This window comes from Streptomyces sp. R11 (assembly GCF_041051905.1).
Taxonomy (GTDB): Bacteria; Actinomycetota; Actinomycetes; order Streptomycetales; family Streptomycetaceae; genus Streptomyces.
This window is the reverse complement of record NZ_CP163432.1, coordinates 5,964,728-5,985,923: the sequence shown is the minus strand read 5'-3', so window position 1 is coordinate 5,985,923 and position 21,196 is coordinate 5,964,728. Positions and strand designations below refer to the sequence as shown.

At 71.3% G+C, this 21,196-nt stretch carries 23 protein-coding genes; 10 read left to right on the top strand and 13 right to left on the bottom strand.

The annotated features are described in order from the left end of the window. The first annotated feature begins 102 nt into the window (after positions 1–102). From AB5J55_RS27790 to AB5J55_RS27780, 3 genes are read left to right on the top strand one after another with little or no spacing between them, the layout of a single operon-like run. Positions 103–1,398, top strand: coding sequence for a CBS domain-containing protein (locus AB5J55_RS27790; RefSeq protein ID WP_369273247.1), 1,296 nt, complete (start codon positions 103–105; stop codon positions 1,396–1,398). Next, positions 1,388–1,999: a DUF1003 domain-containing protein gene (locus tag AB5J55_RS27785; RefSeq protein WP_369273246.1), complete on the top strand. Its 612-nt coding sequence runs from the start codon at positions 1,388–1,390 to the stop codon at positions 1,997–1,999. Before AB5J55_RS27790 ends, AB5J55_RS27785 begins: the two co-directional genes overlap by 11 nt. Positions 2,000–2,042: 43 nt before the next feature. Next, complete coding sequence (locus tag AB5J55_RS27780; RefSeq protein ID WP_369273245.1) at positions 2,043–3,176, top strand: Mrp/NBP35 family ATP-binding protein; 1,134 nt, start codon at positions 2,043–2,045, stop codon at positions 3,174–3,176. A gap of 79 nt (positions 3,177–3,255) precedes the next feature. On the opposite strand, the gene AB5J55_RS27775 is transcribed toward AB5J55_RS27780, so the two are convergent. The 5 genes from AB5J55_RS27775 to sigE all read right to left on the bottom strand — a co-directional run bounded on the left by AB5J55_RS27775 (position 3,256) and on the right by sigE (position 9,005). Continuing rightward, positions 3,256–3,921, bottom strand: a complete 666-nt coding sequence (locus tag AB5J55_RS27775) for a hypothetical protein (protein WP_369273244.1) — start codon at positions 3,919–3,921, stop codon at positions 3,256–3,258. A 228-nt stretch (positions 3,922–4,149) separates the two neighbouring features. Next, a complete protein-coding gene (locus tag AB5J55_RS27770) occupies positions 4,150–4,599 on the bottom strand; it encodes a sec-independent translocase (RefSeq protein ID WP_369273243.1) in 450 nt (149 codons plus the stop codon). A 183-nt stretch (positions 4,600–4,782) separates the two neighbouring features. After that, positions 4,783–6,912 carry a trypsin-like peptidase domain-containing protein gene (locus tag AB5J55_RS27765; RefSeq protein WP_369273242.1) on the bottom strand — a complete coding sequence of 710 codons (2,130 nt, stop codon included), beginning with the start codon at positions 6,910–6,912 and terminating at the stop codon, positions 4,783–4,785. A 426-nt stretch (positions 6,913–7,338) separates the two neighbouring features. Next, positions 7,339–8,310, bottom strand: coding sequence for an anti-sigma factor (locus tag AB5J55_RS27760; protein WP_369273241.1), 972 nt, complete (start codon positions 8,308–8,310; stop codon positions 7,339–7,341). Beyond that, a complete protein-coding gene (gene sigE / locus AB5J55_RS27755; protein ID WP_369273240.1) occupies positions 8,307–9,005 on the bottom strand; it encodes an RNA polymerase sigma factor SigE in 699 nt (232 codons plus the stop codon). Before sigE ends, AB5J55_RS27760 begins: the two co-directional genes overlap by 4 nt. A 235-nt stretch (positions 9,006–9,240) precedes the next feature. Here sigE and AB5J55_RS27750 point away from each other — a divergent pair, with 235 nt between their 5' ends. Next, the gene (locus AB5J55_RS27750; protein ID WP_369276320.1) at positions 9,241–9,939 is read left to right on the top strand and encodes an O-methyltransferase; all 699 of its coding nucleotides are present in this window, start codon (positions 9,241–9,243) and stop codon (positions 9,937–9,939) included. Between the two features lie 170 nt (positions 9,940–10,109). On the opposite strand, the gene AB5J55_RS27745 is transcribed toward AB5J55_RS27750, so the two are convergent. Then, complete coding sequence (locus AB5J55_RS27745) at positions 10,110–10,277, bottom strand: DUF3117 domain-containing protein (RefSeq protein WP_003966491.1); 168 nt, start codon at positions 10,275–10,277, stop codon at positions 10,110–10,112. Positions 10,278–10,423: 146 nt separating this feature from the next. After that, positions 10,424–10,588: a hypothetical protein gene (locus AB5J55_RS27740; RefSeq protein WP_369273239.1), complete on the bottom strand. Its 165-nt coding sequence runs from the start codon at positions 10,586–10,588 to the stop codon at positions 10,424–10,426. A gap of 65 nt (positions 10,589–10,653) precedes the next feature. Between AB5J55_RS27740 and AB5J55_RS27735 the strand changes: the two genes are divergently transcribed. Beyond that, a complete protein-coding gene (locus AB5J55_RS27735) occupies positions 10,654–11,457 on the top strand; it encodes an enoyl-CoA hydratase/isomerase family protein (RefSeq protein WP_369273238.1) in 804 nt (267 codons plus the stop codon). 13 nt (positions 11,458–11,470) lie between these two features. Here the strand turns inward: AB5J55_RS27735 and AB5J55_RS27730 are convergent, their stop codons facing one another. Further along, positions 11,471–12,058: a DNA-3-methyladenine glycosylase I gene (locus AB5J55_RS27730; RefSeq protein WP_369273237.1), complete on the bottom strand. Its 588-nt coding sequence runs from the start codon at positions 12,056–12,058 to the stop codon at positions 11,471–11,473. Continuing rightward, positions 12,055–12,405 (bottom strand): DivIVA domain-containing protein, encoded by a 351-nt coding sequence (locus AB5J55_RS27725; protein ID WP_369276319.1) that lies wholly within the window; start codon positions 12,403–12,405, stop codon positions 12,055–12,057. The genes AB5J55_RS27730 and AB5J55_RS27725 overlap by 4 nt, the downstream gene beginning before the upstream one ends. Positions 12,406–12,550: 145 nt before the next feature. On the opposite strand from AB5J55_RS27725, the gene folP reads away from it, so the two are divergent. Next, the gene (folP, locus tag AB5J55_RS27720) at positions 12,551–13,411 is read left to right on the top strand and encodes a dihydropteroate synthase (RefSeq protein ID WP_369273236.1); all 861 of its coding nucleotides are present in this window, start codon (positions 12,551–12,553) and stop codon (positions 13,409–13,411) included. A 125-nt stretch (positions 13,412–13,536) separates the two neighbouring features. On the opposite strand, the gene AB5J55_RS27715 is transcribed toward folP, so the two are convergent. Both AB5J55_RS27715 and dapE read right to left on the bottom strand, forming a co-directional pair. Continuing rightward, positions 13,537–14,295, bottom strand: a complete 759-nt coding sequence (locus tag AB5J55_RS27715) for a TIGR00730 family Rossman fold protein (RefSeq protein ID WP_369273235.1) — start codon at positions 14,293–14,295, stop codon at positions 13,537–13,539. Positions 14,296–14,468: 173 nt separating this feature from the next. Continuing rightward, entirely contained in the window at positions 14,469–15,548 is a 1,080-nt protein-coding gene (gene dapE, locus AB5J55_RS27710; protein WP_369273234.1) for a succinyl-diaminopimelate desuccinylase, read from the bottom strand. A 93-nt stretch (positions 15,549–15,641) separates the two neighbouring features. Here dapE and AB5J55_RS27705 point away from each other — a divergent pair, with 93 nt between their 5' ends. Together AB5J55_RS27705 and AB5J55_RS27700 are read left to right on the top strand one after the other, a co-directional pair. Continuing rightward, positions 15,642–16,622: a heavy metal transporter gene (locus AB5J55_RS27705; RefSeq protein WP_369273233.1), complete on the top strand. Its 981-nt coding sequence runs from the start codon at positions 15,642–15,644 to the stop codon at positions 16,620–16,622. A 375-nt stretch (positions 16,623–16,997) separates the two neighbouring features. Next, complete coding sequence (locus tag AB5J55_RS27700) at positions 16,998–17,462, top strand: ATP-binding protein (RefSeq protein ID WP_369273232.1); 465 nt, start codon at positions 16,998–17,000, stop codon at positions 17,460–17,462. A gap of 160 nt (positions 17,463–17,622) precedes the next feature. On the opposite strand, the gene AB5J55_RS27695 is transcribed toward AB5J55_RS27700, so the two are convergent. Both AB5J55_RS27695 and fdxA read right to left on the bottom strand, forming a co-directional pair. Next, on the bottom strand, positions 17,623–18,717 hold the full coding sequence (locus tag AB5J55_RS27695) for a bifunctional succinyldiaminopimelate transaminase/glutamate-prephenate aminotransferase (RefSeq protein WP_369273231.1): 1,095 nt from the start codon (positions 18,715–18,717) through the stop codon (positions 17,623–17,625). A 118-nt stretch (positions 18,718–18,835) separates the two neighbouring features. Further along, positions 18,836–19,156 carry a ferredoxin gene (gene fdxA / locus AB5J55_RS27690; RefSeq protein WP_007495984.1) on the bottom strand — a complete coding sequence of 107 codons (321 nt, stop codon included), beginning with the start codon at positions 19,154–19,156 and terminating at the stop codon, positions 18,836–18,838. A gap of 140 nt (positions 19,157–19,296) precedes the next feature. Between fdxA and AB5J55_RS27685 the strand changes: the two genes are divergently transcribed. Next, positions 19,297–20,289 carry a GNAT family N-acetyltransferase gene (locus AB5J55_RS27685; RefSeq protein ID WP_369273230.1) on the top strand — a complete coding sequence of 331 codons (993 nt, stop codon included), beginning with the start codon at positions 19,297–19,299 and terminating at the stop codon, positions 20,287–20,289. Positions 20,290–20,328: 39 nt separating this feature from the next. Next, the gene (locus AB5J55_RS27680) at positions 20,329–21,180 is read left to right on the top strand and encodes a tetratricopeptide repeat protein (protein WP_369273229.1); all 852 of its coding nucleotides are present in this window, start codon (positions 20,329–20,331) and stop codon (positions 21,178–21,180) included. Positions 21,181–21,196 lie beyond the last annotated feature (16 nt).

Sequence of the window (21,196 nt, the reverse complement as noted above, 5' to 3'; positions counted from 1 at the left end):
GGATCCGGACGGGCTAGCCTGAAGCCCACCCGAGCGGGCAATTCGGGTAAGCGGCACAGTCCACGAACGGCAAGCGCAACAGCAGGCAAAGGAGCCTCAGCAATGGCAGCCGGCGCTCCCCGGATCTTCGTCTCGCACCTCGCCGACGTCGCCGCGTTCGACCCGAACGGCGACCAGGTGGGCCGGGTCCGCGATCTGGTCGTCATGCTGCGGGTCGGCCGGCGCCCGCCACGCGTGCTCGGCCTGGTCGTCGAACTCTCCACCCGGCGCCGCATCTTCCTGCCCATGACCCGCGTCACCAGCATCGAGTCCGGCCAGGTCATCACCACCGGCGTGCTCAACGTCCGACGCTTCGAGCAGCGCCCCACCGAGCGCCTCGTCTTCGGCGAGCTGCTCGACCGGCGCGTCACCCTCGTCGAGACCGGCGAGGAGGTCACCGTCCTCGATCTGTCGGTCGGGCAGCTGCCGGCTCGCCGGGACTGGGAGATCGACAAGGTGTTCGTCCGCAAGGGCGGGCGCAGCGGCGCCTTCCGGCGGGCCAGGGGCGAGTCGCTGACCGTCGAGTGGTCCGCCGTCACCGGCTTCACCCTGGAGGAGAAGGGACAGGGCGCCGAGAGCCTCCTGGCCACCTTCGAGCAGCTGCGCCCCGCCGACCTCGCCAACGTCCTGCACCACCTCTCCCCCAAGCGCCGTGCCGAGGTCGCCGCGGCCCTCGACGACGACCGCCTCGCCGACGTCCTCGAAGAGCTCCCCGAGGACGACCAGATCGAGATCCTCGGCAAGCTGAAGGAGGAGCGCGCCGCCGACGTCCTGGAGGCCATGGACCCGGACGACGCGGCCGACCTGCTCGGTGAGCTCCCCGAGGACGACCAGGAGCGGCTGCTGAGCCTGATGCAGCCCGCGGACGCGGCCGACATGCGCCGTCTGATGGCGTACGAGGAGCACACGGCCGGCGGGCTGATGACGACCGAGCCGGTCATCCTGCGCCCCGACGCCACCGTCGCCGACGCCCTGGCCCGGGTCCGCAACCCCGACCTGTCCCCCGCCCTGGCCGCCCAGGTCTACGTGTGCCGACCGCCCGACGAGACCCCGACCGGCAAGTACCTCGGTACGGTCCACTTCCAGCGGCTGCTGCGCGACCCGCCGTACACGCTGGTCAGCTCGATGGTCGACGAGGCTCTGGAGGCCCTGGACCCGGACGCGGAGCTGCCGGTCGTCGCCGGGTTCTTCGCGACGTACGACATGGTCGCGGCGCCCGTCGTCGACGAGTCCGGGTCGCTGCTGGGCGTGGTGACCGTGGACGACGTACTGGACCACATGCTGCCCGACGACTGGCGGGAGACGGAGTTCCACCTGGACGAGGGCGCGGACGAGGGGGTGACGGCACATGGCTCCTGAGCGCGAGGGCACGCGCGAGCGCGTCGTGTCGGGCGCCACCGCGACCACCCGGGCGCCCCGTACCCGCCTCGACCAACCCCGCCCGCCGCGCCGCCGGATCCTGCCCGAGTGGGATCCGGAGGCCTTCGGACGGCTGTCGGAGCGCGTCGCCCGCTTCATCGGCACCGGACGGTTCCTCGTCTGGATGACGATCGTGATCATCGTGTGGGTGCTGTGGAACATCGCCGCACCCGGCGATCTGCGCTTCGACGAGTACCCGTTCATCTTCCTGACGCTGGCCCTGTCCCTGCAGGCCTCCTACGCCGCCCCGCTGATCCTGCTCGCGCAGAACCGGCAGGACGACCGCGACCGGGTCAACCTGGAGCAGGACCGCAAGCAGAACGAGCGGTCGATCGCCGACACCGAGTACCTGACCCGCGAGATCGCCGCGCTGCGCATCGGCCTGGGCGAGGTGGCCACCCGCGACTGGATGCGCTCGGAGCTGCAGGACCTGCTGAAGGACCTGGACGAGCGGGGCAACGGTCACCGGCACGGCGGTCACCGTGAGCACGGGGTATTCCCGGCAGATCGGTCTCCTGGACGTGACGTAGACGACCGCTGACGGGCTTACCCGGGCATGGCTACCGCGCCGTACCATCGTCCTTATGGCTACGGAAGACGCGGTGCGCGAAGCGCTGGCGACGGTGAACGACCCCGAGATCAACCGCCCCATCACCGAACTGGGGATGGTCAAGTCGGTGGAGATCGGTGCGGACGGTGCGGTCGCGGTCACGGTGTACCTCACGGTCTCCGGCTGCCCGATGCGCGAGACGATCACGCAGCGCGTGACGGACGCCGTCTCCCGCGTCGACGGCGTCACCCGCGTCGACGTCACGCTCGACGTCATGAGCGACGAACAGCGCAAGGAACTGGCGAACGCCCTGCGTGGCGGCACCGCCGAGCGCGAGGTCCCCTTCGCCAAGCCGGGCTCGCTGACCCGCGTGTACGCGGTCGCCTCCGGCAAGGGCGGCGTCGGCAAGTCGTCCGTGACGGTCAATCTGGCGGCGGCGATGGCGGCCGACGGCCTCAAGGTGGGCGTCGTGGACGCCGACATCTACGGCCACAGCGTCCCGCGCATGCTGGGCGCCGACGGGCGTCCGACCCAGGTCGAGAACATGATCATGCCGCCGTCCGCGAACGGCGTGAAGGTCATCTCCATCGGCATGTTCACGCCGGGCAACGCCCCGGTGGTCTGGCGCGGCCCGATGCTGCACCGCGCGCTCCAGCAGTTCCTGGCGGACGTGTACTGGGGCGACCTGGACGTCCTGCTCCTGGACCTTCCCCCGGGCACGGGCGACATCGCGATCTCGGTGGCCCAGCTGGTCCCGAACGCGGAGATCCTCGTCGTCACCACGCCTCAGCAGGCGGCCGCCGAGGTCGCCGAGCGGGCCGGCTCCATCGCCGTCCAGACCCACCAGAAGATCGTCGGCGTGGTCGAGAACATGTCCGGCCTGCCCTGCCCGCACTGCGACGAGATGGTCGACGTCTTCGGCACGGGCGGCGGCCAGATGGTCGCCGAGGGCCTCACCCGCACGACGGGCACCAACGTCCCGGTCCTCGGCAGCATCCCCATCGACGTCCGCCTGCGCGAAGGCGGCGACGAGGGCAAGCCGGTCGTCCTGACGGACCCGGACTCCCCGGCGGGCTCGGCCCTGCGCGCGATCGCGGGGAAGCTGGGAGGCCGCCAGCGGGGCCTTTCGGGCATGTCGCTGGGGATCACGCCGCGCAACAAGTTCTGAGTCCTGTACGAGGATGGGGGCGCCGTCTCACCGGACGGCGCCCCCATCGTCGTAACCGTGTCTCACGGCAGGCCGAGGCCTAGGCGTACGCCGAGATGTCCTTGATCATGGCGAAGCCCAACCCGTACGCGCTCATGCCGCGCCCGTACGCCCCCACGTGCACGCCCTCCTGAGTGGAGCCGGCCAGCACCCAGCCGAACTCGGACTCCCGGTAGTGGAAGGGCGTGGGCACCCCGTCCACCGGCAGGGACAGCGTCGACCAGTCCGAACCCTCGAGGTCGTCCGCGAGGGCCCATGCCGTCTCCGTCTGCTGCTCCAGCCAGTTGTCGCGCAGCGAGTGGTCCATCTGGCCCGGCCAGGTGAAGGACAGCAGCCCCACCCCCGCGAGCCACGCCGCCGAGGACACCGACGTGGCCTCCAGCAGCCCCGTACCGTCGGCGCTGCGCCGGGACGGGTTCGCCGCGACGGTCACAACCACCGCGAACTTCTCCCGGTCCTCCGTCGCCTCGTTCCGTACGGAGGGCTCTTCGCCGTGTCCGATCGATCCGTGTTCCACGGACCCGTCGGCCGCCATGCCGACCTGCATCAGCCAGCGCGGTCCTGTGAAGGCCTCATCGAGGCCGTACCACGGGAAGGGCGCCAACAGGTAGCCGTCGACCGTGCGCCGGGTGGAGGGGACCTGCTGTCCGCTCTCCGCGGCCGCCTGCGCGACTGCCCGACTCGTCGTCTGACTCGTCGTCTCCATGTGCCCGGACGCCTCCTCGTTCTCGCCGGACCAGCCCGGCCCGCCCCCCTTCGGGCGTACTCGTCCGGTCCGCACAACAACTCGGCAGCATAGCCACACCGCTCCGAACAGCAGTGAAACCGCCCGGCGCGTGGGGCGCACAGAGGGCGGGTTCAGGCCGTGCACGACCCGAGCGGAGTATGAGAAGCATCACGTACGAGCGGTGTCCCGCCCGCGTGTCCGTACGGGTCAGGTGGCGTCCGCGTCGTAGGGCGGGCGCTCGTCGCGGGGGTTCTCGGGCTTCTTCGTCATGTCGATCGCGCCACCCGCGGAACCCGAGGTCCCCGAGGCGGACGACGACGAGGACGATTCCGCGTCACGGCCGTGGACGGCGTCGGTGACCTCGGCCATTTCCTTCTTCAGGTCGAAGCCGTTGCGGATCTCCTTCAACCCCAGCTCGTCGTTGTCCAGCTGCTTGCGGATGAACGTCTTGGGGTTGAGGTCCTCGAATTCGAAGTCCTTGAACTCCGGGCCCAGTTCCTGCCGGATGTCCTGCTTGGCGCTCTCCGAGAACTCGCGGATCTTGCGAATCGTCCGCGTGGCGTCCTGGATGAGCTTCGGGAGCTTGTCCGGACCGAAGACGAGCACGGCGAGGACAATGAGCGTCACCAGCTCGAGCGGTCCTATGTCATTGAACACCTGAAGCTCCTTGCGATGTCCTCGGTCGGCTCCACGGTACCCGGCGATCCGCTACGACCGGTACTGTCCCGAGGCCTCCGAATGCGGGTGGGCGTGCGGTTTTCCGGGTTGTTTGCCTTATCAGGACCCGTGTGGGTGGTGACACGGGTCACGCTGTGAGGTTTCTGTGAGTCTCGGCCCCGCTCAGCCTCCGCTCGACGAGCCCAGCGTCAGCGAGATCGAGATCTCTTTTCCGCCACGCTCCAAGGTCAGTTCCAGCCGGTCGCCGGGGCGGTGGGCGCGGGTCCTGACGATGAGTTCCTCACCGGAGTGGACACGCTGGCCGTTGACCTCGGTGATGACGTCGCCCGACTTGATGCCGGCCTTGGCGCCGGGGCCGCCGCCGGTGACCGCGGGACCTCCGTCGCTGCCCTTGGCGCCGACGCGGGCTCCGTCGCCGGTGTAGTCCATGTCGAGGGTGACCCCGATGACGGGGTGGGTCGCCCGGCCCGTGTTGATCAGCTCCTCGGCGACGCGCTTTGCCTGGTTGACCGGGATGGCGAAGCCGAGGCCGATGGAGCCGGCCTGGCCGCCGTCGAGGTCGGAGCCGCTGTCGGCGGAACGGATCGCGGAGTTGATGCCGACGACACGGCCCTGGGCGTCGAGGAGAGGGCCGCCGGAGTTGCCGGGGTTGATGGGCGCGTCGGTCTGCAACGCGTCGACGTACGACACGTCGCTCCCGTCGCCGCTCTCACCGCCGGCCGTGATCGGCCGCTCCTTGGCGCTGACGATGCCGGAGGTGACCGTGCCCGCCAGGTCGAACGGGGCGCCGATGGCGACGACCGGGTCGCCGACCTCGACGTTGTCGGAGTTGCCGAGCGGCAGGGGTGCGAGGCCGCTGACGCCGGTGACCTTGACGACGGCGAGGTCGTAGCCGCCGTCGCGGCCGACGACGGTGGCCTTGGCGATGTCCCCGCTGTGGAAGGTCACGGATATCTCGCCGTCGTCGCCCGCGGGTTCGACGACATGGTTGTTGGTGAGGATGTGACCGCGGTCGTCGAGCACGAACCCGGTGCCGGTGCCCTGCTCCTCGCTGCCGCTCACATGCAGCGTCACGACACTCGGCAGGGCACGCGCGGCGATCCCGGCGACACTGTCCGGCGCCCGCCCGGCGGACTCGCTGCCGGCCTGCGGCAGCTCCACGTCCCCCACACCCCCGTTGCGCTCCAGATACGCCCCCACGGCACCACCGACCCCACCGGACACGAGCGCGAGCAACAGGGCACCGACGAGGAGCGCCTTCCTTCCGCGCCTGCGGCCCGGTTCACCGGTGACGCCTGCGGTGCCGTTCTGCTGGAGGGGGGCGGTGGCGTGGGGGGTGGTGCGGGACCAGGGGTCGTAGTTCTGCCAGGGGTTGGCGGGGGGTGGGGCGTCCGCCGCCGGGGCCGCCGGGGGGGGGGTGGCCTGAGGGGCTGTGCCGGGCGCCGGAGGTGGTGTCTGGGTGGGGATCCCAAGGGGCGGCGCCGTGACGGTGGCACTGCGGGCCGGGGGCGGAGCGGGGGTGGGGTCGGCGGCGGACGGGGGCGAGGGTACCGGTGGCGCGGGCGCGGTGTGCACTGCGGCCTCGGTGCCGACCGTCGGGGCGGGTGCACCGGGCGCGGGCGTCGGCACGCCGTGCGCCGGCGGGGTCGGTACGGCCGTCCCGTGCGCCGGCGTGGTCGCCGGGTGCTGGACCGGCGGAGCGGGCGCCCAGGGGCCGGGCTCGCCGTAGGGCGGGGTGCTGTAGGGGTCGGGGTCGTGCAGGGGCTTGGGGCGCTCGGCGTCGTCAGCGGCTCCGACTGCCGTGACTGTCACGTCTGCCTCCGGGACCGACACGGGTGCACCAGTCGGCCGTGCCAGCTCGAAGTCCCCCTCGCCCGAGGCCGCGTCGCCGTCACCGTCGCCGTGCGCGCGCGCAACCGGCCGGGCCAGTACGAAGTCCGTGTCGGCGGAAGTCCCGTCATCGCCACTGTCGCTCACCGCAGGCGGAAGCTCGAAGTCCCCCTCGGTCGAGGCCCCGTCGCCGGCTGCTCCCACCACCGGCCGCGCCAGCTCGAAGTCGCCCTCGGCCGAAGTCCCACCACGACCGTCGCTCATCGCAGGCCGCGCCAGCTCGAAGTCCCCGTCGGTCTCGGCACCGTGGCCCCGCGCACCGGCGTCTCCAGCAGCCCCGGCCGGTGTCGTCGGCTCGCCCGAGTCGTCCGGCGTCGGAGCCGCCCCCGCCGGCTCGGCCGAAGGCCCCTGCGGTCGAGGTCGGTTCCACCACTTCGCCTTCGCGGGCTTCCCCTCGTTCATGCTCTGCTTCCTGCTCACTGCTGACCCGATGCTCGAGTAGGCCGCTCCGCTCCTGGCCGCATCCGAACGGACACGGCCGGCGTCCGGCTGGGCAGCCTCAGCCGATCGGTCGCCACCCCGCAGCCCGAATGCCGGCTTTCCAAGGAACCCCGCCCGAACGGTGCCGCGCCAACGGCAGCGGCTGCATGCGATCCCTGGCTTCCCGGCAGGCCGCCACCGGGACGTCCCGGCGCCCGAATGCCTACTCGACTCTGCGCTGTCGCACTCAGGTTCCCCCCAGGAAACCGGCGACCTCGTGCTACCCCCCATCCGGCACGCGGCGTCAACGGCGGCCGCAGTCCATCCACTCCGCGCCCGGCCCAAAGGCACGGCGCGCGGCCCACCCTGGATTCAACCAGGTTCGTGGGCCGCTGCGCAGAGGCCGGGTCAGCGGCCGGTGGCCGGAGGGGCGGAGGGGGATGAAGTCGCGTCGGGGAGGGGTGCGGTGAGCAGGTCGGGGGCCGCCGTGATCGCTGCGGTCGTGGCCCACGAGGCCAGGGCGAGCGGCGGGGTCGCACTGAGCGGGCGTATCAGCGGGGACATGGCGGCCGCGCCGGCCACCACGGGCGCGGCGAGGGTGTGTATGTCCACGTCGGCGGGCCGGGCCGGCATGCCGGGCAGAAGGGGGGCCGCCACCTCGGTCGGGGCCACCGGGGTGTCGGGCATCTGTGCACCCTGACCCTGCGCGAGGAGGGGGCCCACGGCACGGCGACGCTGGTTCTCCGGTGCCGTCGTGGCGCCCGCGCCCTGGGTCCGCGTCGGCGTGACATTGCTGCCGGTCCCCGAGCCGCCGCGCGCTTCCGCGTCGGTCGGCGCGCTGGTCGTGACGCCGCCCAGCGAGATGGCCGCCAGCGACACCGCGCCCGCCGCGACCAACGCGAACCGCATACGGGAGGACGCACGATCGGCGTCATGACGGCCCACGGGGTGGGTGCGGAAGCCGCGGTCGGAGGCGGGGAGCGCCGGGACGGCGTGCGAACGCGACGGGACGTATCCGAACTCGAAGCGGTCCTCCCGCTTCACTCCGAAGGCCCCGGCGCCCGGGCGTCCGGACAGTCCGCCGAATCCTCCCCCGCCCAGCGGCGAGCCGCCGCCGTCCAGGTCACCTCCCCCGGGGAGGCCCTGAAGACGGGCCAGGAAACTCTCGGAGGGAGGCGGCGGGGCCGCTTCCGCGAAGACGTTCTTCAGTCGGCGCTGGGCGTCGGCCTCCGACTTGCACCTGGCGCAGGTCGCCAGGTGGGCCAGGACGCGCTCGCGCGTCTCATGACCGAGCTCTCCGTCGACGAGCGCGGAGAGTCGGTCGCCAAGGTGCTGCTCGGCGAGGAGCCGTTCGGCGGGGTTGGGTCGGGTGCCACTCACGCGGTCGCGCCCCCTCCCCCCAGTGCAGGCACGCGCGGCACGAAGGAGCGGCGCTCGGCGCGCGCCTCCGGCGAACGGTGCGCGAGGGCCTTGCGCAGCTGGGAACGGCCGCGGTGGATACGGGAGCGGACGGTGCCGAGCTTGACGCCGAGGGTCGCGGCGATCTCCTCGTACGACAGTCCTTCGATGTCGCACAGGACGACCGCGGCGCGGAACTCGGGCGCGAGCGTGTCGAGGGCCTGCTGGACGTCGGCGTCGAAGTGCGCGTCGTTGAAGACCTGCTGGGGCGTGGGCTCCTTGCTGGGCAGCCGCTCGGCGGCGTCGTCGCCCAGCGCGTCGAAGCGGATGCGCTGCTTGCGACGGACCATGTCAAGGAAGAGGTTGGTGGTGATGCGGTGCAGCCAGCCCTCGAAGGTGCCCGGCGTGTACGTCGACAGGGAGCGGAAGACGCGGACGAAGACCTCCTGCGTCAGGTCCTCGGCGTCGTGCTGGTTGCCGGTGAGGCGGTACGCCAGACGGTAGACGCGGCCGCTGTGCGTGCTGACGATCTCCTCCCAGGTGGGCGGAGTCCACGCCTGCCCGTCCGCGTCGGTGGAAAAGGTCGCGGTCTGGGCGTAGTCGTCGGCGTGGCTGTGGTCAGCGGTGTCGTTCACGGATTTCGGCCTACCCGCCGATCCGAGAAAGCGCCGGAGCACTCCTCCCCGATCCACAGGCGCAGCCGCACCTCCCCTATCGGCTCTGGTGGTGTCCAGTGGAGCCCCTACCATAGCCACCTCGCCCGTTAGCTCCGGATAAGCGGTTTTACGAGAATTTGATCTGGGCTGACACGGCTGGTGCGCCTGCGTCAGCACTTGCTCTCGGCCCTGCTCGTCGTCGTGATCCAACTGTGTCCCCCCGCTCGTCTTCCCACCCCTCTAAACGCGCGGTCCCATCTGCGGGTTCCCGGCCGCAACGGATACAGTCACGCCCAGGCAACCACGGGGACAGGAGAGGGTCATTACCGGCAACCGGCAGACGAGCTGGGCGTTCGCCGACGCCTACGTCGCCGAGGACGACTTCCTGCGCTGGGCCCGTGACCGGGCCCGTGAGGCGGGGCTGCGCTCGGTGTCGCCCGGCACGGGTGCCGCGCTGCGGATGCTCGCCGCCACCGTGGACGCCAAGGCGGTCGCGGAGATCGGCACCGGTACCGGCGTCTCCGGAATCCACCTCCTGCACGGTATGCGCCCGGACGGCGTGCTGACCACGGTCGACCCCGAGCCCGAGCACCAGCAGTTCGCCCGCCAGGCCTTCCGGGCCGCGGGCTTCGCCAGCAACCGCGCCCGCTTCATCCCGGGCCGCGCCCTGGACGTCCTGCCCCGCCTCGCCGACGCCGGTTACGACCTCGTCTTCTGTGACGGCGACCGGCTGGAGTTCCTCGACTATCTCGCTGAATCGTTGCGCCTGCTGCGTTCGGGCGGCCTCGTCGTGTTCGAGGGCGTGTTCGCCAACGGCCGCACGGTCGACTCGGGCCCGCAGCCCACCGAGGTCATACGGATCCGGGAACTGCTGCGCGCTGTGCGCGAGAGCCAGGAGCTGGTGCCGTCACTGCTGCCGGTGGGCGACGGGCTGCTGTGCGCGGTCAAGCGCTGACCGTCTGAGCGCCCGCCACGCAGGCCATGTTCCTGCTGGGAATAGCCACGGACCTACCGGGAAGACTGGCAGACGAGCCGCAGACAATCGCAAGACGTACCGGGGAAAGCAGCGACCCCGGCACCATGTGCGATGCCGGGGTCGCCGAAAGGGTAGGGTCCGCTGCCGCGTCAGCCGACGACCTTCTTGAGGGCATCGCCGAGCGCGTCGGCCTCGTCCGGGGTCAGCTCGACGACGAGCCGACCGCCGCCTTCGAGCGGAACGCGCATGACGATGCCCCGCCCCTCCTTGGTCACCTCGAGCGGGCCATCGCCCGTCCGCGGCTTCATGGCCGCCATGCTCGTTCCCCTTCCTGAAACCAGCTCATCGTCAAAGCCGACGGCCCCATGGAGGGCACGCGCGTCAGGTATGGGACACGCGACACCGGCATCGAACACATTGCTTCCAAGCCATTATCCCGCATCTCAGGACCCGATGACCAACATCAGTCGGCATCGCTTGGGCAACGCGCGCGAGCAAAACCACTCAATTCGGCGATGTGACTGCGATACTGCTCCGCCGCACGCGCTTCGGCCGAACGGAACCGGACACGAATTCTTTGACGCAGGTCACACGTCCGGTCGGGGCCGTTGTCGGTGATCTCCGCCATGCTGTCCTTCAGACAGGTGCGTACCGACGAGTACGCCCGAGCCGCCACACCGGAGGGGATACGCCATGGCCGACACCGTGCTCTACGAGGTGAGCGACGGGCTCGCGACGATCACGCTGAACCGCCCCGAGGCGATGAACGCGCTGAACATCGCGACCAAGGTCGCCCTGCGGGACGCGGTCCAGGCTGCCGCGGGCGACGACGCCGTACGCGCCGTGCTGCTGACCGCGGCCGGGGACCGGGCGTTCTGCGTGGGGCAGGACCTCAAGGAGCACATCGGGCTGCTGGTGGCGGACCGGGAGACCGGATCGGGGCAGACGATGAGCACCGTGCGGGAGCACTACAACCCGGTCGTGCGGGCGCTGGCCGGGATGTCGAAGCCGGTGGTGGCCGGGGTGAACGGCGTCGCTGCCGGGGCCGGCTTCGGCTTCGCGCTCGCTGCGGACTATCGGGTGGTGGCGGACACGGCGGCCTTCAACACGTCCTTCGCCGGGGTCGCGCTGACCGCGGACTCCGGGATCTCGTGGACGCTGCCGCGGGTCGTCGGACCGGGCCGCGCGGCCGACCTGCTGCTCTTCCCGCGCAACATCAAGGCTCAGGAGGCGTACGAGCTGGGGATCGCGAACCGGCTGGTGCCCGCTGCTGAGCTGCGGGCCGAGGCCGAGAAGGTTGCGCGGGCGCTCGCCGAGGGGCCGACGGTTGCTTATGGGGCGATCAAGGAGGCGGTGGCGTTCGGGCTGTCGCACTCGCTTGAGGAGACCCTGGAGAAGGAGGACGAGCTGCAGACGCGGGCGGGGTCTTCGGAGGATCACGCGATTGCGGTGCAGGCCTTTGTGAACAAGGAGAAGCCCAAGTACTTGGGCCGGTGACCGTGGGCCCCCTTCAGGGGGCGCTCCTGGCGACGCATGCTTCCAGGTGGTCGTCGACCAGGCCGCATGCCTGCATCAAGGCGTATGCCGTCGTCGGGCCCACGAAGCGCAAGCCCTGTTTCTTGAGGGCCTTGGACAGGGCCGTCGACTCCGGGGTGACCGCTGGGACGTCCGCGAGGGTCTTCGGGGCCGGGCGCGTGGTCGGGTCCGGGGCGTGGGACCAGATCAGGGCGTCCAGGTCGCCGGGGGCCCAGTCGGCCAGGACGCGGGCGTTGGCGACGGTCGCGTCGATCTTCGCCCGGTTGCGGATGATGCCCGCGTCGGTGAGGAGGCGGTCCTTGTCGATGTCCGTGAAGGTGGCGACCTTGGCGATCTCGAAGCCCGCGAAGGCGGCTCGGAAACCCTCGCGGCGGCGCAGGATCGTGATCCAGGACAGACCCGACTGGAAGGCCTCCAGGCTGAGGCGTTCGTAGAGGGCGTCGTCGCCGTGGACCGGGCGGCCCCACTCCTCGTCGTGATAGGTCACGTAGTCCGGGGTGGACAGGGCCCAGGGGCAGCGCAGGGCGCCGTCCGGGCCGGCGAGGGCCGTGCCGTCGCTCACTGCTGATCCTCCTGGGCGGGCTTGTCCATCGACACCTGACCGGCCGAGGCCCGCGCGCCGGACAGCGCGGACTCCAGGTCGGCGATGCGGGCGTCGCGCTCGGCCAGCTCGGCACCGAGGCGGCTGAGGGCGTCGTCGACATCGGCCATGCGGTAGCCGCGTGCGGCGAGCGGGAAGCGGAGGGTCTCGATGTCCGCGCGGTCGACCGGGCGGTCCAGCGGCAGCAGATCCTGCAGGCGCTCGGGCGCCGCCTCGGGCAGCGGGCCGTCGCTCTCGCCGCCGCCCACCACGGCGAGTGTCACCGCGGCGACCACGACGGCCAGCGCGACGACCAGGAACAAGAACATAACCATCGCTGCGGCCCCCACGGTCGGTTTATGCGAGCGGTCGAGTGTGTCAGTGTCCGATCGTGCCATGCGACTCTGACAGTTAGGGTCGCAGGCGGCCCAAAGGGCGGTACGTACCAGGACACACAAGGAGAGGTCACAGGGGATGCTCAGGCTGGGCAGGCGTGAGTTCGACACGCACGAGCCGGTGATCATGGCGATCGTGAACCGGACCCCGGACTCCTTCTACGACCAAGGGGCGACGTTCCGCGACGAGCCGGCCCTCGCGCGCGTGGAGCAGGCCGTGGCGGAGGGGGCGGCCATCATCGACATCGGTGGGGTCAAGGCCGGGCCCGGCGAAGAGGTGACGGCCGAGGAGGAGGCGCGGCGGACGGTCGGGTTCGTGGCCGAGGTGCGGCGGCGCTTTCCGGATGTCGTGATCAGCGTGGACACCTGGCGGGCCTCCGTCGGGGCGGCGGCGTGCGAGGCGGGGGCGGACCTGCTGAACGACGCGTGGGGTGGCGTGGATCCCGGGCTGGCAGAGGTCGCCGCTCGGTACGGGGTGGGGCTGGTGTGTACGCATGCCGGGGGTGCGGAGCCTCGTACTCGGCCGCATCGGGTGACGTACGACGACGTCATGGCCGACATCCTGCGGGTGACCGTGGGGCTGGCCGAGCGGGCGTTGGCGCTGGGGGTTCCGCGGGAGTCGATCCTGATCGATCCGGGGCACGACTTCGGGAAGAGCACGCGGCACAGTCTTGAGGCGACTCGGCGGCTCGGGGAGATGGTGGAGACGGGGTGGCCCGTGCTGGTGTCGCTGTCCAACAAGGACTTTGTCGGGGAGACGCTGGACAGGCCGGTGAAGGAGCGGGTGGTGGGGACGTTGGCCACCACTGCGGTGTCGGCGTGGTTGGGGGCGCAGGTGTATCGCGTGCATGAGGTGGCGGAGACTCGGCAGGTGTTGGAGATGGTGGCGTCGATCGCGGGGTGGCGGGCTCCGGCGGTGGCGCGGCGGGGGCTGGCGTAGCGTTTTTCGCCCCGCCCCCTACCCCTCAAGTCCCGCCTATCGAGAGACCGAGACAGGTGGTGGGTGGGCAAAGGCCCCTTGCCCACCCACTCGCACGCGCCCGGGACAACGGCTCAAGCCCGGCGCTAGCGCCCCGCCTCCTTCGAGACCAGGGCCACCGCCTCGTCCACGTCGTCCGTGACGTGGAACAGAAGCAGGTCCTTTTCCGAGGCCTTGCCCTGGGCCACCAGGGTGTTCTTCAGCCAGTCGACCAGGCCGCCCCAGTACTCGGTGCCGAAGAGGACGATCGGGAAGCGGGTGACCTTCTGGGTCTGGACGAGGGTGAGGGCCTCGAAGAGTTCGTCGAGGGTCCCGAGGCCGCCGGGGAGGACCACGAAGCCCTGGGCGTACTTGACGAACATCATCTTGCGGACGAAGAAGTACCGGAAGTTCAGGCCGATGTCGACGTAGGGGTTGAGCCCCTGCTCGAAGGGGAGCTCGATGCCGAGGCCGACCGAGACGCCCTTCGCCTCGCAGGCACCCTTGTTCGCCGCTTCCATGGCACCGGGTCCACCGCCGGTGATCACCGCGAAGCCGGCTTCGACCAGGCCCCGGCCGAGGCGGACTCCGGCGTCGTACTCGGGAGAGTCGACCGGTGTGCGGGCGGAGCCGAACACGCTGATGGCGGGCGGGAGTTCGGCGAGGGTGCCGAAGCCCTCGATGAACTCCGACTGGATGCGCAGGACTCGCCAGGGGTCCGTGTGGACCCAGTCGGAGGGCCCGCCCGCATCCAGCAGGCGCTGGTCGGTCGTGCTCGCCGTCACCTGATCCCGCCTGCGGATCACCGGTCCCAGACGCTGCTCCGACGGTGGCTGCTTCTTCCCCTCGGGGTTGCCTGTAGCCATGTACGCTCCCTCCGCTGCGGGGCCTGCGGACTTGCAGGTCGTGCAGATGTTGCAGGTCTTTCCACTCAGCGTAGATCCACGCGGGTTACGGACGGGGGACGTGTGCGTGTCCGCCATGAAGCGCCGTTCCGGCGATCCCCAGGCGCGCGCTCACCCCTCGTCCACCCCGGCTCCTACGCCGTGAGCCACGCCCTCAGCCGCTCCTCCCCCGCCAGGATCTTCGCCGTCTCCACCCGTTCGTCCCGCTTGTGCGCCAAGTGCGGGTTGCCGGGGCCGTAGTTGACCGCCGGGATGCCGAGGGAGGAGAAACGGGAGACGTCCGTCCAGCCGTACTTGGGGCGCGCGGTGCCGCCGACCGCGGCCATGAACGCCGCTGCCGCGGGGTGGGAGAGGCCGGGGAGCGCGCCGCCGCTGTGGTCGTCCACAACGAACTCCTCGACCCCGCAGTCGGCGAAGACCTCGCGGACGTGCGCGATGGCCTCCTCCTCGGTGCGGTCGGGGGCGTAGCGGAAGTTGACGGTCACGACGCATTCGTCCGGGATGACATTGCCCGCCACACCGCCCGAGATGCCGACCGCGTTCAGGCCCTCTCGGTACTCCAGGCCGTCGATCAGGGGGTAACGGGGTTCGTACGACGCCAGGCGCGCCAGGATCGGGGCCGCCGCGTGGATCGCGTTCGAGCCCATCCAGCTGCGCGCGGAGTGGGCGCGCTCGCCCTTCGTCTTGAGGAGCACCCTGAGCGTGCCCTGGCAGCCGCCCTCGACCTCGCCGTCCGACGGCTCCAGCAGGACCGCGAAGTCGCCCTCCAGCCACTCCGGGCGGGCCTCGGACACGTGCTTGAGGCCGTTGAGGTCCGCGGTGACCTCTTCGTTGTCGTAGAAGACGAAGGTCAGGTCGCGGTTGGGGGCCAGGACCGTCTCGGCGATGCGGAGCTGGACGGCGACGCCCGACTTCATGTCGCAGGTGCCGCAGCCCCACAGGACGCCGTCCTCGTCGAGCCGCGAGGGGACGTTGTCCGCGATCGGCACCGTGTCGATGTGGCCGGCGAGGATCACGCGCTCCGGCCGACCCAGGTTGGTCCGCGCCACGACGTTGTTGCCGTACCGGTCGACCGTCAGATGCGGCAGCGCGCGCAGGGCGGCCTCGATCGCGTCCGCGAGGGGCTGTTCCGTGCCGCTGACGGAAGGGAAGTCGACGAGCTGCGCGGTGAGCTTCGCGGCGTCCTGCGTGAGGTCAAGGGAGGTGTCGGCCATGGTGCCGACCCTAACGCGCCGGACCGTCGGGCCGTCCGCCCACTTTCCTCACTCGCCCCATACCCCTCGGTAACCTCAGCTACCTTGTAGGGCGTGCCAGAGCCGTCCCCCTCCTCCACACGTCGTGGCCGCCTCCTGCGTCGCGGGGCGGCCTTCCTGGTCCTGCTCGCCGTCGCGGGCTATCTCGCGGTGCAGTACGTCACCGGCGGCACGGGTGAACCGGGCTGCGCGGTCGCCTCCGGCGACGGTGACGGGGCGAGGTACGAGTTCACGCCGGAGCAGGCGGTGAACGCGGCGACGATCGCCGCCGTCGGCACCGGCCGCGGGCTGCCCGAGCGGGCCGTGACGATCGCCCTCGCGACCGCCCTGCAGGAGTCGGCCCTGCGCAACATCACCCACGGCGACCGCGACTCGCTGGGCCTGTTCCAGCAGCGGCCCTCGATGGGCTGGGGCACCGAGGAGGAGATCATGGACCCGATCTACTCGTCGGGCATGTTCTACCAGCACCTGGTCAAGGTCCGCGGGTACATGGAGATGCCGCTCACCGTGGCCGCGCAGCACGTCCAGCGCAGCGGCTTCCCGGACGCGTACGCCAAGCACGAGCCGGACGCGACGCTGCTCGCGGCCGCCCTCACCGGGCGTTCGGCGGCCACGCTGACCTGCGAGGGGCGCCCAGGCGTCGCGCGAGCCACGGGCCCGGACGCCGTGCGGGCCGCGCTCGTACGGGACTTCGGGCGGGACGCCCTCCAGCCGGCCTCGGCCGAGGTCGGCGCCAAGGACGCCACACCCACGCCCGCCGCGACCGCGTCCGGAAGCGACGGGCAGACCGTCGTGCTGCCCGTGACCGCCGACGGGGGTTCCGGCGCCGGACGCGGGGTCCGCGAGCGCGGCTGGCAGTTGGCCCACTGGGCCGTGGCCAACGCCTCCGAACTGCACATCAAGCAGGTGTCGTACGCCGGGCGGGAGTGGACCGCCGGGAACACCGACAGCCGGTGGCGTCCGCTCACGGGGCAGGACGCGTCGGGGGCGCAGCAAAGCGGGCTGGACTCGGTCCGGATCACGACCATGCCGTAGCCGGCCGCCGACCAGTACACGCCGACTGCTACGCGCAGGCGTTCGGCCGATCACTCCCGAGGGTCACCCGAGGTGTCGGTCGGCGGTGGTGTGGGCAGGTTTCCGCGCGGACACCCTCGCATCCGTCAAAGGCCTTGAGAATCAAGGGCTGTAAGGATTCGGCAGGGTTTCGGGCAGCATAAGTTTTGCCCCGATTTATCCGCAGGCGATAATGCGACGCATTGCCAACTCTTTACGTTGCGCCGCCGCAACCTTCGCGGGCTTCGAGCGGTAGTCACTGCGTCCGAGCCCGGAGATCAACAGCCAGTCGGTCAACTGCCGGGCGTGGTCGGACACTTCATCGTTCTCATCCGACATAACCGTCGAAGGAGCATCATGTCCCTCCCCCTGACCCGCCGGATCGCCCGTGCCGCGCTGCTCGTCGCTGCGGGAGCGGCTGCCGGGGTCGGTGCGGCCGGCTCCGCCAGCGCGGCCCCCGAACTGCCCGACGCCTCCAAGGTCGGCGGGCTGACCGCCCTGGACGGCGCGAGCGTCGTCGACGGCGCGGCCGCGAACGCCACCGGGCTCGCGGGTGGCGCGGTCGACAACGCGGTCGACAACGCGCTGCCGACCGCGACGAAGGCCAGTGGCAAGGTGACCAAGACCGGCGGCAAGACCGCGAAGAAGGCGGTGCCGACGGCCACCAAGGCCGGCAGCAAGGTCACGAAGAAGGCGACGCCCGCGGCGCAGGAGACCGCGGGTGGTGTCGCCGGGTCGGTCGGGACCGTCCTCGGTGACGCGGCTGGGAGTGGCGTGCCGGCGACCGGTTCGCTGCCGGTGCAGGGGCTTCCGCTCGGCTGACGGTCGGCTTGCGTCCGGCTTGAGCCGACGGGGTTCAGGGAGCTTCCCTGGGCCCCGTCGGCTTTTGCGTGCCCGCGACGGTATGTCGATACGGCCGCCCGGGCCGGGGCGTGATCGCACGGCACCCGGCACAGTGGTAGCAGCGGTGCGGCAGCCGTGGTTACGTCAGGCGCTGGACCGCTGCCCTCACGCGTTCGTCCGTTGCCGTGAAGGCAACTCGGACGTGGTGGGCGCCCGCCTCGCCGTAGAAGTCGCCCGGGGCCACGAGGATGCCCAGGTCGGCCAGAGTGGAGACGGTCGTCCAGCAGGACTCGTCCTTGGTGGCCCAGAGGTAGAGGCTGGCCTCGCTGTGCTCGATGCGGAAGCCGTGGCGGAGCAGGGCCTCGCGCAGGGCCGTGCGGCGGGCGGCGTAGCGGTCGCGCTGGAGACGGACGTGTTCGTCGTCGCCGAGAGCCGCGACGGCCGCCGCCTGGGTCGGGGCCGACGTCATCATGCCGCCGTGCTTGCGGATCTGCAGGAGGGGAGACAGGACCGCGGGGTCGCCGGCCAGGAACGCGGCGCGGTAGCCGGCCAGGTTCGAGCGCTTGGAGAGACTGTGGACCGCGACGATGCCGTCGTACGAGCCGCCGTTCACGTCCGGGTGCAGGACCGAGACCGGGTCGGCCTCCCAGCCCAGCTCCAGGTAGCACTCGTCGGAGAAGATCAGGATGCCGTGCGAGCGGGCCCACGCCACGATCCGGGTGAGCTCGTCCTTGGACAGGACCTTGCCCGTGGGGTTCGACGGGGAGTTCAGCCACAGGAGCTTCAGACCGGCCGGGTCCAGCTCGGTCGGGTCGTCGTAGACCTCGTGGTCGGCGCGGGCTAGGCGGGCGCCGACCTCGTACGTCGGGTAGGCGAGGCGCGGGTAGGCGACCCTGTCGCCGGGGCCGAGGCCCAGCTGGGTGGGGAGCCAGGCGACCAGTTCCTTGGAGCCGACGATCGGCAGGACGTGCCGGTGGGTGACCTCACGGGCGCCCAGGCGGCGCTCCACCCAGCCCGTGATCGCGTCACGCAGTGCCGGGGTGCCCCAGACCGTCGGATAGCCCGGGGAGTCCGCCGCGTCGATCAGAGCCTTCTGGATCAGCTCGGGGACCGGGTCGACCGGCGTGCCGACGGACAGGTCGACGATGCCGTCCGGGTGCGCGGCGGCCGTCTTCTTGTACGGCTCCAGCTTGTCCCAGGGGAAGGCCGGAAGGCGGTCGGAGACTGCGGACACGGGATCTCGCTCACTTTCTGGTACAGCGGATACGGCAACGCCTCGGTCCCGTACGGCGATCGGGGCGATCAGGCCGTGCGGGACCGAGGCGGCACGCTGTGCGGGTCGCCGGTGAGGATTACTCGGCCTGCGGCGGGAGCGCGGCGACGAACGGGTGGTCGCGCTCGATCAGACCCAGCTTGCTGGCGCCGCCGGGGGAGCCGAGCTCGTCGAAGAACTCGACGTTCGCCTTGTAGTAGTCCTTCCACTCCTCCGGAGTGTCGTCCTCGTAGAAGATCGCCTCGACCGGGCATACCGGCTCACAGGCACCACAGTCGACGCATTCGTCCGGGTGGATGTACAAGGACCGCTGGCCCTCGTAGATGCAGTCGACCGGGCACTCCTCGATGCACGCCTTGTCCTTGACGTCGACACAAGGCTGCGCGATGACGTAGGTCACGCTGTCGTTCCTCCTCGATAGGGCGCTGGCGGGCCTCCTCAGGCTCCGCCGCCTGGCGCGCGGGAGCGCGGCGTCGTCGATGCCCGCCCCTAGTATCTCCGTTCTTGGGCATGATCCGAACAGGAGGGGTGAACTGACCTGTGGAAATCTCAGCGACGGGACGCCTTGAGGTCCGTATCACCGCTGCTGACGTGGGCAAACGGGTCTCGGTACGCCGCCTGAACGATCCTGCGGCCGGGGGTGAGAAGTTCACCGACACGGTGGGTGTTCTCGCATCATGGGACGACGGTGTGCTGCTGATCACACGGAAGAGTGGCGAGACCGTCCGCATCGCGGAATCGTCGCTGGTCGCGGGGAAGGTGGTGCCCGCCGCTCCCGCGCGGCGCCGGGGGCCCGCCGCCTCGTACGAGGAACTCGCGCAGGTCGCCTCGCGCGCGTGGCGGCCCGTCGAGAGCGAGCGGCTCGGCGAGTGGGAGCTGCGCGCCGCGTCCGGGTTCACCCGGCGGGCCAACTCGGTGCTGCCGCTCGGCGACCCCGGCATACCGCTGCCGGCCGCGCTGGACGTCGTACGGCGCTGGTACGGCGACCGTGGGCTCCCCGCCTACGTCCAGACCGCGACCGGGGCCGAGGGCACGCAGGAGCTGCTGTGCGCGGAGCTGGAGCGGCTCGGGTGGGCGCGGGAGGTGTCTGCCGAGATGTGGATCGGGGCGCTCGCGCCTGTCGCCGACCGGGACGAGGGCGCCGGAGTGGTGGTGGCCCGGCAGGCGGACGAGGCTTGGCTTGCGCGGTATCAGCGCAAGGGGGTGAGCGAGGTGGCGCTGAAGGTGCTGGGGAGCGGCCCGTCGGTGTGGTTCGCGACGGTCCCGAGTGCGGAGGGTGGTGCGCCTGCCGCGATCGGGCGCTGTGTCGTGGACGGGCGGTGGGCCGGGTTCGCCGCCGTGGAGGTCGATCCGGCGCTGCGCCGGCAGGGGCTGGCCACCCGGGTGATGGCCGCGCTGGCCCGGCAGGCCCTCGCCGAGGGGGCGTCGGCGGCGTGGCTGCAGGTCGAGGCGGAGAACGTGGGCGCCCAGGAAATGTACGCCGGGATGGGGTTCGCCGCGCATCATGCCTACCACCACTATCGATCTCCGTGAGCAGTGGTACCGATCGCCGCGAAAGGGCACGAGCCAGCTATGCGTCCCCCCTACCCTCCACCGCCCGAACGCTCCGCCGAGCTGCGGCGGCGTTTCGCCGAAGAGGCGCGGTCCGAGCGGCCCGATCTGTCCATGCTGTGTCTGCTGGTGGGAGCCGAGGCGGACGGGGCGCTGGACGAGGCCGGGATGGATTCCGTGCAGGTGGAGCTGGACGCTCTGGCCGGACAGCTGCCGTTCCGGCCGGGCGGGCCGACGGCGTGGGCCGCGGCCCTGCGGGAGCTGCTCGGGGAGCGGTACGGGCTTCGTGGCTCGGCCGCGGACTATCAGCGGCTGGAGTCGTCGTTGCTGCACGAGGTGCTTCGGCGGCGGCGTGGGCTGCCCATCCTGTTGTCGGTGGTGTGGATGGAGGTGGCCCGACGGGCGGGGGCCCCGGTCTACGGGGTCGCGCTGCCCGGGCACTTCGTCGTGGGGTTCGGGCCGACCGATGAGCAGGTGCTCGCCGATCCGTTCGACGGGGGGCGGGTGTTGACGGGGGGCGATGCGGAGCTGCTGGTGGCGGGGGCCACGGGGGCGCCGCTGGATCCGTCGATGCTGTCGCCGGCCGATCCGCTGGATGTGGTGCTGCGGATACTGAACAACGTTCGGGCCTGGGCGGCGACTCGACCCGAGCGGTCGGATGTGGCGCTGTGGGCGGTGGAGCTGTCGCTGCTGCTGCCGTCGCACCCGGCCCGGCTGCGGTTCGAGCGGGCGCAGTTGCTGGTGCAGCGGGGGGACTTCGTCGAGGGGGCCGTGGAGTTGGAGGAGTACGCGGAGTTGATCGGTGCGGTGGACGAGGGGGCGGCGGAGCAGGTGCGGGGGCAGGCTCGGGCGGCTCGGGCGTTGCTCAACTGAGCCGCGCCCTTTGAGG

Coding starts and splice junctions, on each gene's coding strand:
- AB5J55_RS27735 (WP_369273238.1), top strand. CDS start 10,654: ATGGCCGACACCGTGCTCTACGAGGTGAGCGACGGGCTCGCGACGATC.
- AB5J55_RS27740 (WP_369273239.1), bottom strand. CDS start 10,588: ATGGCGGAGATCACCGACAACGGCCCCGACCGGACGTGTGACCTGCGT.
- AB5J55_RS27780 (WP_369273245.1), top strand. CDS start 2,043: ATGGCTACGGAAGACGCGGTGCGCGAAGCGCTGGCGACGGTGAACGAC.
- AB5J55_RS27745 (WP_003966491.1), bottom strand. CDS start 10,277: ATGGCGGCCATGAAGCCGCGGACGGGCGATGGCCCGCTCGAGGTGACC.
- AB5J55_RS27700 (WP_369273232.1), top strand. CDS start 16,998: ATGTCCCTCCCCCTGACCCGCCGGATCGCCCGTGCCGCGCTGCTCGTC.
- AB5J55_RS27725 (WP_369276319.1), bottom strand. CDS start 12,405: ATGTTCTTGTTCCTGGTCGTCGCGCTGGCCGTCGTGGTCGCCGCGGTG.
- AB5J55_RS27715 (WP_369273235.1), bottom strand. CDS start 14,295: ATGGCTACAGGCAACCCCGAGGGGAAGAAGCAGCCACCGTCGGAGCAG.
- AB5J55_RS27775 (WP_369273244.1), bottom strand. CDS start 3,921: ATGGAGACGACGAGTCAGACGACGAGTCGGGCAGTCGCGCAGGCGGCC.
- AB5J55_RS27785 (WP_369273246.1), top strand. CDS start 1,388: ATGGCTCCTGAGCGCGAGGGCACGCGCGAGCGCGTCGTGTCGGGCGCC.
- folP (WP_369273236.1), top strand. CDS start 12,551: ATGCTCAGGCTGGGCAGGCGTGAGTTCGACACGCACGAGCCGGTGATC.
- AB5J55_RS27790 (WP_369273247.1), top strand. CDS start 103: ATGGCAGCCGGCGCTCCCCGGATCTTCGTCTCGCACCTCGCCGACGTC.
- AB5J55_RS27680 (WP_369273229.1), top strand. CDS start 20,329: ATGCGTCCCCCCTACCCTCCACCGCCCGAACGCTCCGCCGAGCTGCGG.
- AB5J55_RS27765 (WP_369273242.1), bottom strand. CDS start 6,912: ATGAACGAGGGGAAGCCCGCGAAGGCGAAGTGGTGGAACCGACCTCGA.
- dapE (WP_369273234.1), bottom strand. CDS start 15,548: ATGGCCGACACCTCCCTTGACCTCACGCAGGACGCCGCGAAGCTCACC.